This window comes from Cellulomonas fimi (assembly GCF_028527925.1).
Taxonomy (GTDB): domain Bacteria; phylum Actinomycetota; class Actinomycetes; order Actinomycetales; family Cellulomonadaceae; genus Cellulomonas; species Cellulomonas fimi_C.
Genome location: NZ_JAPESW010000001.1, coordinates 182014 through 196260 on the forward strand (window position 1 = coordinate 182014; position 14247 = coordinate 196260).

General features: G+C 74.5%; 9 protein-coding genes. 3 read left to right on the forward strand and 6 right to left on the reverse strand.

Features of this window, described 5'->3' with window-relative positions; all coding sequences use genetic code 11:
• Positions 1-86: 86 nt before the first annotated feature.
• From OMK64_RS00790 to OMK64_RS00815, 6 genes are all read right to left on the reverse strand, one after another.
• Positions 87-3617 carry a PKD domain-containing protein gene (locus tag OMK64_RS00790; RefSeq protein ID WP_272726048.1) on the reverse strand — a complete coding sequence of 1177 codons (3531 nt, stop codon included), beginning with the start codon at positions 3615-3617 and terminating at the stop codon, positions 87-89.
• 210 nt (positions 3618-3827) lie between these two features.
• Complete coding sequence (locus tag OMK64_RS00795) at positions 3828-4514, reverse strand: hypothetical protein (protein ID WP_272726049.1); 687 nt, start codon at positions 4512-4514, stop codon at positions 3828-3830.
• Positions 4511-5311 (reverse strand): CDP-alcohol phosphatidyltransferase family protein, encoded by an 801-nt coding sequence (locus OMK64_RS00800; RefSeq protein WP_272726050.1) that lies wholly within the window; start codon positions 5309-5311, stop codon positions 4511-4513. The genes OMK64_RS00795 and OMK64_RS00800 overlap by 4 nt, the downstream gene beginning before the upstream one ends.
• On the reverse strand, positions 5308-6555 hold the full coding sequence (locus OMK64_RS00805; RefSeq protein WP_272726051.1) for a DUF1972 domain-containing protein: 1248 nt from the start codon (positions 6553-6555) through the stop codon (positions 5308-5310). Before OMK64_RS00805 ends, OMK64_RS00800 begins: the two co-directional genes overlap by 4 nt.
• A gap of 165 nt (positions 6556-6720) precedes the next feature.
• The gene (locus tag OMK64_RS00810; protein WP_272726052.1) at positions 6721-8253 is read right to left on the reverse strand and encodes a sugar transferase; all 1533 of its coding nucleotides are present in this window, start codon (positions 8251-8253) and stop codon (positions 6721-6723) included.
• Between the two features lie 184 nt (positions 8254-8437).
• Complete coding sequence (locus OMK64_RS00815; protein ID WP_272726053.1) at positions 8438-9559, reverse strand: glycosyltransferase family 4 protein; 1122 nt, start codon at positions 9557-9559, stop codon at positions 8438-8440.
• Positions 9560-9673: 114 nt separating this feature from the next.
• Here OMK64_RS00815 and OMK64_RS00820 point away from each other — a divergent pair, with 114 nt between their 5' ends.
• The 3 genes from OMK64_RS00820 to OMK64_RS00830 all read left to right on the forward strand — a co-directional run bounded on the left by OMK64_RS00820 (position 9674) and on the right by OMK64_RS00830 (position 13908).
• Complete coding sequence (locus OMK64_RS00820; protein ID WP_272726054.1) at positions 9674-10603, forward strand: glycosyltransferase family 2 protein; 930 nt, start codon at positions 9674-9676, stop codon at positions 10601-10603.
• Positions 10600-11700, forward strand: coding sequence for a glycosyltransferase family 4 protein (locus OMK64_RS00825; protein WP_272726055.1), 1101 nt, complete (start codon positions 10600-10602; stop codon positions 11698-11700). The genes OMK64_RS00820 and OMK64_RS00825 overlap by 4 nt, the downstream gene beginning before the upstream one ends.
• 585 nt (positions 11701-12285) lie before the next feature.
• Positions 12286-13908, forward strand: a complete 1623-nt coding sequence (locus tag OMK64_RS00830) for a right-handed parallel beta-helix repeat-containing protein (protein WP_272726056.1) — start codon at positions 12286-12288, stop codon at positions 13906-13908.
• Positions 13909-14247: the final 339 nt, after the last annotated feature.

Consider the following 14247-nt stretch of genomic DNA (forward strand, 5'->3'; position numbering starts at 1 on the left):
CCTGCACGCGCAGGCAAGGCCTGACTCGCGGACGGCCCGGCCTGGGCGCACCGCGCGTGGGTGCACGCGACGCCGCGCGGGACGCGTCAGGCGGTGACCGGACGCGCGGTGAGCTGGCTCCAGCGGGCGGTCAGCGGCAGCGTCGTCGTGGTCGACGACGTGTACACCGACAGCCCGACCCCACCGGCCACCTGCAGCGCCGCCGTGGTGCTCGTGCCGGCGAGCGTCCACGCCGTCGGCTCGGGCGTCCCCGCCGGCCAGACCTTGAGCCGCAGGTTCGTCGTGCCCGTGCCCTCCACCTGGAAGCGCACCGACAGCGTCTGCCCGGCCGCGTAGGTGATGCCCGGCACGTTCACCTGCGCCACGGTCGCCGTCGTGCCCGCGGACACGCCGATGATGGACGCGCGCACCACGCCGGTGCTCAGCATCTTGAGCCGCGCCCGGTAGCCGTCGGTCGTGCCGACCGTGCGGCCCGCGACCTCGAGATCCGTGCCGCTGCCCGTCGGCGCCACGTCGAGCGCGACGTCCACCCGGACGTCGGAGCTCGCCGACGACACGGGCAGGAAGGACGACAGCCGGAAGCCGGCACCGGTGACGCGCATCGCGCCGACGCCCGACGCGACGGAGAAGTTCGCCGCGCCCCCCGCGACCGTCCAGGCGCCGCCCGTGTCGGCCGAGCCCCAGCCGCCCGCGACCGTCCGGGCGAACGCGTCCGCCGCGAACGGCGTGTCGGCCGGCGGGGTGGTGACCGTGACGTCCTTGGTCGTCTGCGCGGTCGCACCGTCGTCGTCCGTGACCGTGAGCGTCACCGTGTAGGTGCCGTCGGCGGCGTAGGTGTGCGACGCGGTCGCGCCTGTCGCCGTGCCGCCGTCGCCGAAGCTCCACGCGCGCTGCGCGATCGTGCCGTCCGGGTCGGACGAGCCGGCCGAGTCGACCTGCACCGTCAGACCCGCGGTCGTCGCGGTGAACGCCGGCACGGGCGGCTGGTTGGGCGGCGGCGGCGTGACGGTCACGTCGTGCGAGACCTGCGCGGTGAGGCCGTCGTCGTCCGTCACGGTGAGCGTCACGGTGTACGTGCCGCCCGCCGCGTAGGTGTGCGACGCGGTCGCGCCGGTCCCCGTGCCGCCGTCGCCGAAGCTCCAGGCGTACGAGGCGATCGTGCCGTCGGGGTCGGCCGACGCGGAGCCGTCGACGTTCACCGTCAGGCCGTTCGCCGTCGGGGTGAAGGCGGCCACCGGGGGCTGCTCCGGCGCCTCGCCCGTCACACCGAGCGTGTGGTGCGCCGCGATCGTCCCCGGCGCGAGGGCGAACGGGTACACCGCGACCTCGTCGATCGCGCCGTTGAAGTTGTTCGACGTCGGCGCGTTCGGCCAGCCGCTCAGGCTGTCGCCGCCGATCCGCCAGAAGCCGGTGAAGTTGCGGCCCGACGGGTTGTCCGTGCGCGACGCGACCAGCGCGCCGTCCACGTACAGCGCCATCCCGCGGCCGTCCATGGTGCCGACGACGTGGTGCCACTGCCCGTTGTTGATCGCCTGCGGCGAGCGGACGGTGCGGTTCTGCCCCGGGCTCGCGCCGAACTGCACACGGCCCGCGGAGTCGACGTAGAGCTGCCGGTCGCGCGTCCCGCTCGTCCCGGTGAGGCTCGTCGAGTTGCCGAACCCGACGACCCAACCGCCCTGGTTCGACGTCGTGCGGATCCACGCCTCGACGGACAGCTCGTTCATGTTCTGCTCGCGCTGCGGCGCGACGACGCGGCTGTTCGTCGTGCCCGCGAACGTGGTGGCCGTCGTCGAGTCGCCCGCGATCGCGCCGGTCGTGCCGCGGGTCAGCGCGGTGCCGGTCGTGGCGTCGTCCGTGCCCGCCGCGTCGAGCGCGTTCGTGCCGCCCGACTCGCCGAGGCGCCAGTAGTGCGACGCGCCGTCGGTCATGACGGTCTGCGCGTACGGACTCACGGGGCCCGTGCCGTCGGCGACCACCTGGACGGACGGGCTCGTCACCGTGTTGCCGAACGGGTCCGAGACCCGCACCGCGTACGTGTACGTCTGACCTGGTGTCAGCCCGGTGTCCGTGTACCCCTGCGTGGGGCGCTTCCAGATGACCGACTTCTTGACCTCGTTCGACACGGGCTGGCCGTTGCGCAGCACGCGGTAGGTGAGGTCCTCGTTGTCGAAGTCCGCGTTCGCGGTCCACGAGATGCGCACGGCACCCGTCCCGATGCCGCGGGCGGTGGGCGTGAAGTCCGCGCCCGAGAACCGCGGACCCTGGTCGTTCGGCGCGATGCTCAGGACGGCGAACCGCACGAGCCCCTGCTGGCGGCGGAAGTTCACGTTGAGGAACTCACCGCCGTAGACGATGTACCGGTCGTCGCCGGTGACGGCCCACGGGCCCTGGTTCTGGCCGGTGTACGTGCCCGTGTCCAGGTCGGGGTAGAAGTTGAGCATCTCGGGCGCGTTCGTGCCCTCGAAGTTGGTGTAGCCGAGGTGCTCGCGGCCGAGCTTGCGCATGGGCTCCTTGGTGTACGCGTCCGCGCGGTAGAACAGCCACTCGTCGTTCTGCGGCGTGCCGCCGCCGTTGCCGCAGTAGTGGTGGTGGCTCGCCGCGTAGACGACCGGCCCCTGCGCGTGCACGGCGTACGAGTCGCCGTGGCAGTCGGCGATCCAGCGGATCGACCCGGTCTCCCAGTCGGCCGCGAAGACGCCCTCGAGCGTGCCGCCCGAGCGGCCGAACGTGTAGCCGGTGCCGTACATGTTGTCGGCGTCGCCCGTCAGGCCGGTGATCGACCCCGCGGTGCCGCTGTTGCGGATCTGCGACGTCGCCGGGAACGGCAGCGGCGCACCCGTCACCGAGTCGACGCGGGCCAGCCCGTCGGGCGCCGCGGTGCTGCCGTTGAACGACGTGAAGTTGCCGCCGACGATCACGGTCGACCCGTCGGGCGACACGGTGAGCGCGCTCACCGAGCCGTCGTCCACCGTCGGGTTCCACGGCAGCAGCGCGCCGTTGGCCGCGCTGAACGCGGCGAGGCGGGTGCGCGACGAGCTGCCCGCCTGCGTGAAGATGCCGCCCGCGTACACGGTCGTGTTGGTCGCGGCGATCGCGCGGACCTGGCCGTTGGTGCCGGCGTTGAACGTCGTGATGAGTGCGCCGCTCGCCGCGTCGAACGCCGCGATCCGGTACCGCGTGGTCCCCGCGATGCTCGTGAAGTTGCCGCCGACGTAGATGCGCGACCCGTCGGGCGACCTCACGACCGCGCGCACCTGCGCGTTGGGGTTGGGGGCCCAGCCGCCGTCGAGCACGCCGGTCGTCACGTCGAACCGCAGGAGGTTGTTCCGCGTGACGGTGTTGACGCCTGCAGCGGCGCCGGCCGGACGCGCGTTCTGGAAGTCGCCGCCCGCGTAGACCTGGTTGCCGACCATCGCCTGCTGCCACACGACGCCGTTGATCTGCACCGTCGGGAGCGCGTCGGCGGCCACCGTCGGCGGAAGCTCGGGCGGCGGGGCGGTGTCGGCCTGCGCCGGCGCGGCGCCGACGACCAGCCCGACGGCGACGGTCGCCGCGGCGGTGAGAAGGCCCCATGCACGAGCGACCGGACGACGGTCGGTGACTGGACGCAGAGACATGGCGACACCCCGGGGCGCTCGGAGAGTGGGCGAACGCGCACGATCCTACGAGCGCGAAACCGCGCAAAACAGGACAGGACGGGTGAAAACCCCGGTCACGACGGGTGATACTCGGACACCCGTCCGGGCGACGCCGACGGCTCTGACCTGCACCGATGGAGGCCGACGGCCCGCGCCGACGGGCAGCTCGGGCGGTCGGGACGGGGAGGCTCAGGCGCTCGGGCCCGGCCCCTCGAACAGCACCGTGGTGACGGTCGGGTCGTAGCTCACGGTGACCTGGAGACGGTCACGCTGATCCGCGGGCACGTTGAAGACGTACACCCCCGTCGCCGTCGCGCCCGGCTGGACGCTCCCCGCGAACGGCTGACCGCCCGGCGCGCTGAGCGGCTCGGCGGGCGCGAGGTCCTGCCCCGCGTAGGCGTTGACGACGGCGCTCGTGAGCGGGACCGCCGCCGCCGTGCCGTTCGTCAGGCGGACCGTCACGCGCACCGCGGGACCCGCGACCTCACCTGGACCCTGCGCCTCGCCGGCGACGGACTCGACCTTCGTGAGCTCGGCCGTGACGCCGGTCGCGAACGTCGCGGGCTGGTCGAGCGCGACGGCCGGCTCGGTGACCGGCGTGTAGGGGGCGGCGGGATCGGGGTCGTCCGTGGCGCCGCCGCCCGGCTCGCCCGGGGCGGGCGCCGTCGGCGTCTCGACGGGCGTCTCCGAGGCGCTCGGGTCGTCGCCCGCGGACCGCGAGGACGACGGCGAGGCGGACGACGTCGGGCCGGCGTCCGCCGAGCCGGACTGCGCGACCGCGGCCCACACGACGCCGCCCAGCACGAGGACGACGAGCACGGCGACCGCGACGACCGCCCAGCGCGGGACCGGCCGGCGCGCGGGGACCTCGCTCACGCCTCACCGCCGCGGGCCTCGCCGACGGGACGGCGCAGCGTGCGCATCTCGGCGAACCACGACCGCAGCGCGAGCGCGAGGTACCCGGCGGTCGCGAGCGCGAGCAGCGCGTACACGACCCCGAAGCCGGTGGTCCAGCCGTACAGCAGGAACGACAGGCACAGCACGCCGTAGTCGGTCGGCGCGACGACGAGCGAGCGCAGCACCGACGGCCGGTCGCCGCCTGCGGTCGCGCGCATGGTCACGCCGGCCTGCCGGCGGAGCTGGTCGTTGAGGATCATCGCGAAGAACAGCACCGACCACACGGCCGAGTACGCGAGCGGGACGAGCAGCCAGGCGTCGGGCACGACGTCGGCGCGGTACAGCCCGATCAGCAGCGCGAGGTGCAGGCTCGACACCTTCACCGCGTCGATGATGTGGTCGAGCCACTCCCCCGCGATGCTGCCGCCGCCGCTCAGGCGCGCGACCTGGCCGTCGGCCGAGTCGAACGCGTACCCGACGAGCAGCAGCACGGACACGAGCACGCCCGTCCACCACGCGACGGGCGCGAGCGCGAGCAGGCCGATCGCGGCGAACGTCCACACCGCGCTGATCCCGGTGACCTGGTTGGGCGTGAGCCCGGCGCGGTAGGCCCACGCGGCGAGCACGCGCCCGGCGCGGCGGTTCACGAACCGGGAGTACGCGGGAGCGCCGCGCGCGCCCTTCTGGACCGAGCCGAGACGACCGAGCGTCTCGCCGAACGTCTCCGAGACCTGGGTGGTCACCGGCTCCTCCTGGTGCAGCGGCGTGGTCGTCATGCGGCACCGTCCGGGCTGGCCGGGACGGTGTCCGAGGGGACGCGCACGGGTGCGGGGTCAGGCGACGGTACCGCCGTCGCGTCGGACGCGGGACGCCGGCGACCGGACGGCCGGCGCCGTCCGCGGAATTCACCCGCGGCCAGCCGGCGGCACAGCCGCTCGTAGCCGTCGGCGACGTCGTCCCAGTCGTAGTCCTCGGCACGCCGTCGGGCGGCCGCGCCGCGCGCGAGGGCGCCTGCGGGGTCGGCCTCGGCGTCCTCGACGAGCCGCGCGACGTCGTCGGGGGTCGCGAACCAGCGGCCCGCGTCGCGCAGCACCTCGCGGTTGAACGAGACGTCGTAGGCGACCGTCGGGGCGCCCGCGCCGATCGCGCGCAGCAGCGACGGGTTCGTGCCGCCGACGCTGTGCCCGTGCAGGTACGTGAGCGCGTGCGCGTACAGCTGGTCGAGCAGGTCCTGGTCCCAGACGCCCCCGAGGAAGCGCACGCGGTCGTCCGCCGCGGCGTGCACGCGGCGCGTGTACTCGTCGGCGTAGGGCGCGGAGCCCACGACGACGAGCGGCCGCCGTGCGCCCGACCGGCGGTAGCCCTCGACGACGAGCTCGACGTGGTTCTCCGGCTCGAACCGTGCGACGACGAGGTGGTACCCGCGCGCCTCGAGCCCGACGTCGGCGAGCTTGTCGGTGCCGAGCCCGTCGAGCAGCGGCGCGCCGTACGCGATCTGCTCGGTCGGCGCCCCGAACTCGTGCGTGTAGTAGTCCGCGATGCCCGCGGCGTCGGCGATCAGCGCGTCGGACCAGCGCACGGCGAGCGCCTCGGCGGCCCGGTAGTAGCGGCGGCCCGCGCCGCCCCACTTGGCCCGGCGCCACTCGAGACCGTCGACGTGCGTGGCGACGGGGATGCGCGCCGCCCGCAGCGCCGGCAGGAAGACCGCGTTCGCCGCGTTGAAGACGACGGCCGCGTCGTGCCGGTGGGCGACCTGGTGGCCGACGGAGAGCGCGGTGTGGCTGAGCGTCTCGAGCGAGCGGCGGCGCAGCGCGGGCAGGTGGACGAGCCGCATGCCCCGGTAGGCGGGCACGCGGTCCGCGGGCTCGGGCGTCCGGCAGTAGACGAGCACGTCGTGCCCGCGCTCCGCGAGCCGGCCGCCGACCTCGTCGACCGCGGTCTCGAAGCCGCCGTAGCGCGCCGGGACGCCGCGCGTGCCGATGAGGGCGATGCGCAGCGGCCCGTCCTGCGAGCGCGTCATGGGGGTCCTTCCGTCGTCCCGCACGCGGGAGTGGGCCCGGTCCGTGGTGGGACGTCGAGCATCCCGCGCCGCGGGCGCGGCGGGTACCGCCGTCCGGGTCGTCCGTCTGTGTCCGTTCCGGCCGTGACCGGACCGGGAGGTCGCCGCGGTGCGGGCGGCGCTGCGTCAGTACGCGCCCGCGCCGGTCACCACGGCACGGAACGTCTTCCACAGGATCATGAGGTCCATCGTCACGGACCAGTTGTCCACGTAGCGCAGGTCGAGCCGGATCGACTCGTCCCACGGCAGGTCGGCGCGGCCGCTGACCTGCCACAGCCCCGTGATGCCCGGCTTGACGCGCAGCCGCTGGTGCACCGCGTCGTGGTAGCCCAGCACCTCCTCGCGCAGCGGCGGGCGCGGCCCGACGAGCGACATGTCGCCGCGGACCACGTTGTAGAACTGGGGCAGCTCGTCGAGCGAGAAGCGGCGCAGGACGCGCCCGACGGGCGTGATCCGCGGGTCGCGCGTCATCTTGAACATGAGCCCGTCGCGGTCGCTGCGCTCGAGCAGCTCGGCGCGGCGCCGGTCGGCGTCGCGGTACATGCTCCGCAGCTTCCAGATCGTGAACTCGCGGCCGTCGACGCCGACGCGCGTCTGCGTGTAGAAGGCACGGCCGGGCGACGTGAGCCGCACGGCGACGGCCCCGACGAGGATGACCGGCGCGACGAGCGTGAGCGCGACGAGCCCGAGCACCCGGTCCATGACGGCCTTCGCGACGAGCCGCCGGCGCGGGGGCTCGATCTCGAGCCGCAGCAGGGAGAGCCCGGCGGTCGGGTGCACGCTCACGCGCTCCTGCGCGACCTCGACGAGCCCGGGCGCGACGACGAGCTCGGCGCCCGCGCGGCGCAGCGCCCACGAGAGCCGGCGCAGCGCCTGGCCGCTCAGCGCGTTGCCTGCGACCACGACGACCGAGACGGCGTAGTCGGAGACGATCTGCGGGATGTCGGCGAGCGCCCCCAGCGTGGGCACGGGGATCTCGGTCTCGGGCTCGACGTCCGACAGGCACGTCCCGATGACGAGGTAGCCGTGGTACGGAGCGAGGCTGAGGTCGTCGATCACGTCCGCGACGGCCGCGGTGTCGCCGACCACCACGGTCCGCATCATGGCCTGCCCGCGGTTGCGGCGGGCGTGCAGGAAGCGGCGGTGCACGTAGCGGGCGGTGCACGCGGCGGCGGCCGCGACGGGCACGCCGACGAGGACGACCTCGCGCGGGACGGGCAGCGTCGTGAGGTACGCGATGGCCATGACGAGGGCCGCGAGCAGCACGGACGAGCGCAGCAGCACCTGGAACTCGCCGGGCCCGTCACCCATGTTGTGCCGCTCGTACCCGCGCATCGCCGCGACCGTGACGGGGAGCGCGACGGCGGCCACCGCGCCGAGCAGCGCGGCCGACGTCACCGCCGACCCACCGAGCGCGGCCGCCGCGGTGACGCCGGCGCCCGCCGCGATCGCGTCGATCGCGACCGTGGCGCGCTGGTAGGCGGTCGCGCTGCGGACCCACGGGAGCGCGCCGAGCGCGTCCTCCCCCGAGTTGTGCTCGGTCGCACGGCGCACGAACGGCTCGGGCGACGCCCACGAGCGGCGGGGGAACTTGGCGGGTCGACGCCGTTCGAGCCACGCCTCGGTCCGTTCGGACCCGTGCCCGGCTGTCAGCGTCATGAACACCCACCCCCCTCGTGCGAGAACTGTGGATGAACGTAATACGCGGTGTATGTCTGATTCATCCGCCTAGGCCGGTTTTCACCCGTGCGCCCGACTGTGCCCTGACTCACACCCGATCGGGTTCACCCGGTGCTGGGCGCGCCGGGCAGCGCTCTCCGTCCGCGGAGGGTGACGCTCCAGGTCAGCGCGGGCGGAGCAGCCAGGCGTCCGCGGCGAGCCGGCCGTCGACGTCCGGCAGGTCGGCCAGGACCGACGCGGCCGGGCGCCGCGCGTCGAGCAGGGTGACGACCGCGGCCGCCACCTCGGCCGGGGACGCGTCGGGCGCCAGGACCGCGTGCCCGTGGTCCGCGAGCCATGCGGCGAGCCCCGTCTCGGTGGTGGCGAGCACGGCGCAGCCGTGCGCGAGCCCCTCGACGACCGGCAGGCCGACCTGCTCGCGCCACGTGCGGGTCCGCTGCGACAGCAGCACCGCGACGGCGGCGCGCCGCTGGTGCGCGTGCACGTCGGCGCGCGGCGGGTCGACGACGACCGTCACCTCGGGCCGGTCGACCGCGAAGGCGCGGACCTCGCCGAGCAAGGGCCCCTTGCCGACGAGCGTGAGCCGCGCGGCGGGACGCGCCTCGACGACCGCCGGCCAGGCCGCGAGCAGCTCGCGCACGCCCTTGCGCTCCTCGAAGGCGCCCACGAACAGGACCAGGTCGGGGTCCTTGTCGGCGGGCTCGCCGGGTTCGCCGCACGCGCACGCCGTCGGCAGCGCGGGCAGCAGCACGTGCTCCGCGCGGCGCAGGGCCGGCACGCGCGCGGCGTACAGCTCCTCGGCGGCCGGGGTGCCGAACACGACGCGGTCGACACGCCCGGCGACGTGCGCGATCAGGCGGGCGTCGAGCAGGCGCCGCGCACGCCCGGCCGGACCGGGGCGCGCGGGCGGGCGGAAGGGGTCGTCGTTCGCGATCGCGTAGGCGACCACGCGCGCACGGGGCCGGCGGCGCACGAACCGCGCGACGTCCACGGCGGCGAGGGCGAGCGCGGACCGCCGCAGGCTCGACACCATGAGCGGCTCGTTGATCTCGAGCTCGCGGACGTCCGAGCGGGCGAGCACCCACGCCGCCCGGGCCGGGCCGGCCTCGACGAGGTCGAGCCCGTGCGCGAGCGCGTCGTCGAAGTCGTAGCGCCGGCGCCGGTAGACGATCGACGCGGGCGCGAGCTCGTGCGCGCGCTCCAGGTGGGCGGTCCGCAGCGTCTCGTACAGCCGGACGCGCGGCAGCGCGGTGCGGCCGGCGCGCGGCGCGCTCGCTGTCGTCACAGGGCTTCTCCTCGTCGTCCGGGTGCCCCCCGGTCGGTCGCGCGGCCGTCCGGCCTGCGGTCTCACCCGCTCCGGGCCGCCGTCGCGGGGTGTGCGACAAGATAGCGTTCGACCGTGCTCGGGATCGTCGTCGTGAGCTACGGCTCCGCCTCGCTGCTGCGCGCGAACCTCGCCGACGTCGACGTCACCGCCCTCCGCCGACCGGCGACCGTGGTGGTCGTCGACAACTACAAGGGGGCGCGCGAGCGCGCCGCCGTGCGCGCCGTCACCGCCGAGCAGGGCTGGGAGCTCGTCGAGAACTCCACGAACGCGGGGTTCGGTGCGGCGGTCGACACCGGCGTCGCACGCGCTGCGGCGCTCGGTGCGACGGCCGTCGTCGTCGTGAACCCCGACGCCCGCGTCGCGGTCGATGTGCTGGACGCGCTCGCGGACGCGGTCGCGGCGTCCCCGCGCACGCTCGTGTCGCCCCGCGTCGAGCGTCCGGACGGGCGGCCGTGGTTCACGGGCGGCGCGCTCGACGTCGCGGGCGGGCGGACGCGCAACGTCGAGGCGCCGCCGACGCCGCTGGCGACCGGGTGGCTGTCGGGCGCGTGCCTGGCCGCCGACGTCGGCGAGTGGGCGCGCGTCGGCGGCTTCGACGACGACTACTTCCTCTACTGGGAGGACGTCGACCTGTCGGTGCGCTGGACGGCGGCGGGCGGCACGCTGCAGGTGCGGCACGACCTCGTCGCGGTGCACGACGTGGGCGGGACGCAGGAGACGGCCGGGTCGGCCGCGAAGTCGCCGACGTACTACCGCTACAACTGCCGCAACCGGCTCGTGTTCGCGGCGAAGAACCTGCCGGCGCGGGACGTGCGCCGCTGGCTGTGGCGTACACCCGCCTACGCGTGGCAGGTGCTGCTGCGCGGCGGCCGGCGCCAGCTGCTGCGGCCCGTGCGCCCGGTCTGGGCGGTGGTCCGCGGCTCGGTCGAGGGCGTCGGCTGGGCGGTCCGCGCGCTCGTGCGCCCGGCGTCGCGGCCGGTCCGGACGGAGGTGGCCGCGTGACGCGGGTCGGCGTGGACGCGCACGTGCTCGACGGCAAGTTCCAGGGGTCGCGGACGTGGGTGCTGGAGACCCTGCGACGCGCGCCGCTGCTCGCGCCCGAGCTGACGTTCGTCGTCTACTCGGGCGACCCGGCGCGCACGGCGTCGCTGCTGGGCGACGTCCCGGTCGAGCACCGCGTGCTCCCGCCGGGCGGCCCCGTCGGGCGCAACCTGCGGTTCTGGCCGCGGGCCGTGCGGCAGGACCGGCTCGACGTGCTCGTCACGCAGTACTTCAGCCCGCCGCGGTACCCGGACCGCCAGCTCGTCGTCGTGCACGACGTGCTCTTCGAGACGCACCCCGAGTTCTTCGGGCGCGGCACCCGGTGGCGCAACAAGGTGCTCGTCGGGTGGTCGGCGCGGCGGGCCGGCACCGTCGCCACGGTGTCCGAGTACTCGCGGTCGCAGATCGCGCGCGTGTACGGGCGGCCGGCCGACGACATCCTGCTCGTCCACAACGGCGTCGAGGCCACCGTGCCGTCGGGCGGTGCGCTGCCCGCGCCGGTGCCGGACGGGACGCGGTTCGCGCTCATGGTCGGGCGCCTCGAGCCGCGCAAGAACCTCGCGCTCGCGCTCGACGCGTTCGCGCGCGTCGACGACCCTGACGCACGGCTCGTCGTGGTCGGGCGCGACGACTTCGAGGACGCGGACACGCTCGCGCGGCTCGCGGCCGAGCCCCGCGCCGTCCACCTGAGCGACGTGCCGCAGGACGCCCTGTGGGCGTTGTACCGGCACGCGACGGTGTTCCTCTTCCCGAGCCGCGGCGAGGGCTGGGGCATCCCGGTGCTCGAGGCGCTCGCCGCGGGCACCCCGGTGCTCGCGTCGGACGCGACGGCGATCCCCGAGGCCGGCGGTGCGGCGTGCACCTACGTCGACGTCGCCGCGCCCGACGCGGCGGCCTCGCTGGCCGCGCACCTCGCGGACGCGTTCGCGGGCCGGCTGGCGTTCGACGCCGACGCCGCGCGCCGCCACGTCGAGGCCTTCGGGTGGGACCGGTCCGCCGCCGAGCTGGTCGCCGCGCTGCGCCGCTCGGTCGCCGCGCAGGAGACCGCCCGGCGCTGAGCGTCGGGGTCCGGTGGGCGGGACGCGTGTCCGTCACCCGGACGCGTGATGTGGCGTTCACCCGTCCGGCCGTCCCGTCCGGCGCGCCGGACGCTTTTCACCCGCCCATGCGGCGCTAGCAGAAGCGTCCGCCGCGGGTGCGCCGGCTCCCCCGGGTGGCGGAGCGGGCAGGCCCGGCGGGCGGCCTCGCGAGGCGCGGCGGGACGTGCACGGCAGGTTCGACTGGGCCGTTCGGGGGACGACCTCGATAACGATTTCGTCCGGTTCGTGCCGTCCCGGGCGATACGCGACGCGCGTGTGACATAACTCACCCGGAGAACTTGTCACCCCGGGCAATCCGGACATTCTCCGGCGAAGGCACAGGTCAGGGAATGTCCGGAGTTACCGCACGGGCATCTCGGGACATAACGCGTGACATAAAGTTGGGACCCGCGGCCCAAGTCCGGCGGTTTTCCGCCGATAAGTTGATTGGCGTCGCGCACCGCGGGCCAGGCAGCCCGCAGGTTCTCCCAGGGCTCCGGCCCCGGCCACGACCCGACCCGGTCGAGGGCCCCAGCGACTCTCACACCCCGAGGAGTTCTTCGCATGTCTTCCGCACGCCTGCACGTCCCCGCACCGGTCCGCCGCGCCGCCCTCGCGACGCTCACCGGTGCGCTCACCGTGGGCCTCGTGAGCCTCGCGCTCCCGGCCTCGGCGACCACCGCCGACTACACCAGCAGCGCGCAGTCGCTCGCCGCCACCACCGCCACCCCCACGACCGTCGCCGTCGACGCGTTCGGGCGCACGGTGTCCGGCGGCTGGGGCACCGCGACCACGGGCGGCGCCTGGGCCGCGGCCGGCGGCGACGCCGCCGACTACACCGTCGCGAACGGGACGGCGAAGATGGCCGTGCGCAAGGCCGGCTGGCAGCTCACGTCGTCGCTGCCGAACGTGAAGTCGAGCGACACCGACCTGCGGGCGGTCGTGAGCCTCGACAAGGCGCCCGTCGGCGGCGCCGTCGACGCCGACGTCACCGGCCGGAGCGTCTCGGCGACCGCGGGCTACCGCCTGCGCGCGAAGGTCCTCGCCGACGGCAACGTCCGCGCCTCGCTCATCAGCGTCAACGGCTCGACCGTGACGACGCTCGCCTCGCAGACCCTCATGGGCCTCGGCACGACCGGCAAGCAGCTGCAGGTCCGCCTGGTCGTCACCGGCACCGCGCCCACCACCCTCCAGGCGAAGCTCTGGTCGACCACCGCCACCGAGCCCGCCGAGTGGCAGCTCACCGCGACCGACGCGACCGCCGCCCTGCAGGCGCCCGGCGGCATCGCGTTCAGCGGCTACACCGGCTCGACCGTGACCAACGCCCCCATCGCGGTGCGCGTGTCCGACGTGCGCGCGACCTCGACCGAGGCAGCCGTCCCGGCGCCCGTCGTGCCGGGCGTCGTCGGGACCTACGTGCCCGACGCCACGACCACCGGCGTCCCGAACGGCACCAAGCTCACCGTCCACAACGGCGACCTCACCATCAGCACCGCCAACACCGTGATCGACGGCCTCGACGTGCGGGGCTTCGTGAAGGTCACCGCGCCCAACGTCACGATCAAGAACTCGATCATCCGCGGCCGTGCGACGTCCGCGCAGACGGCCCTCGTCACGAGCGCGTCCTCGACCGCCTCCGTCACCGTCATCGACTCCGAGCTCTACAACTCGGCACCCGGTCCCTGGGTCGACGGCGTGCGCGGCTACAACTTCAAGCTCCAGCGCGTGAACCTGCACGACGTCATCGACATGGCGCACATCTACGGCGACAACGTCACCATCGAGGCGTCCTACCTGCACGACAACCTGCACTACGAGGTCGACCCCGCCCAGAACAACACCCCGAGCCACGACGACAGCATCCAGATCCAGAAGGGGAACAACATGCGGATCGTCGGCAACAACATCTCGGGCGCGTTCAACACCGGCATCCAGTTCACCCAGGACCAGGGCACCGTCTCCAACGTCACCATCGACAAGAACATGCTCGACGGCGGCGGCTGCACCGTGAACCTCGCCGAGAAGGGCAAGGGGCCCTTCCAGGGCATCACCGTCAAGGACAACAAGTTCGGGCGCACGACGAAGAACTACAACTGCGCGATCATCGCCCCGACCACCACGGTGGTGACCACCTCGAACAACTACTTCACCGACGGCGTGGTCGCGACCGTCCGCAAGGGCAGCTGACCAGCCCTTCCACCGCGCGACGGCAGCCGGGCCGACCGGCCCGCGCCGGCGCGGCCCACGGAGCCCGTCCCGGACACCCGGGGCGGGCTCCGTCCGTCGCGGCTCACGAACGGCGGGTGAAGACGTCCCACATGCCGAGATTCGTTGCCCCGCGGTCCCGACGCAGGTCACGAACAGGTCACGGCCTCCGGGACGCGTGTCCGAGAAGCCGTGATTCCGCCGAATGGGTGTTTCTCCTATAGTCGGCGTGCGCGGCGAGCCAGGGCCCCGTACGCGACGAAGTCGCAGGCCCGGGCTCCTCGCGGGCTCGGCAGGACCCTCCAGTCACGGGTGCTCCCA

Bases quoted from the DNA above. Each gene is read 5' to 3' on its own strand.
- OMK64_RS00790 (WP_272726048.1), bottom strand. From the start codon at position 3,617: ATGTCTCTGCGTCCAGTCACCGACCGTCGTCCGGTCGCTCGTGCATGG.
- OMK64_RS00800 (WP_272726050.1), bottom strand. From the start codon at position 5,311: ATGACGACCACGCCGCTGCACCAGGAGGAGCCGGTGACCACCCAGGTC.
- OMK64_RS00805 (WP_272726051.1), bottom strand. From the start codon at position 6,555: ATGACGCGCTCGCAGGACGGGCCGCTGCGCATCGCCCTCATCGGCACG.
- OMK64_RS00810 (WP_272726052.1), bottom strand. From the start codon at position 8,253: ATGACGCTGACAGCCGGGCACGGGTCCGAACGGACCGAGGCGTGGCTC.
- OMK64_RS00830 (WP_272726056.1), top strand. From the start codon at position 12,286: ATGTCTTCCGCACGCCTGCACGTCCCCGCACCGGTCCGCCGCGCCGCC.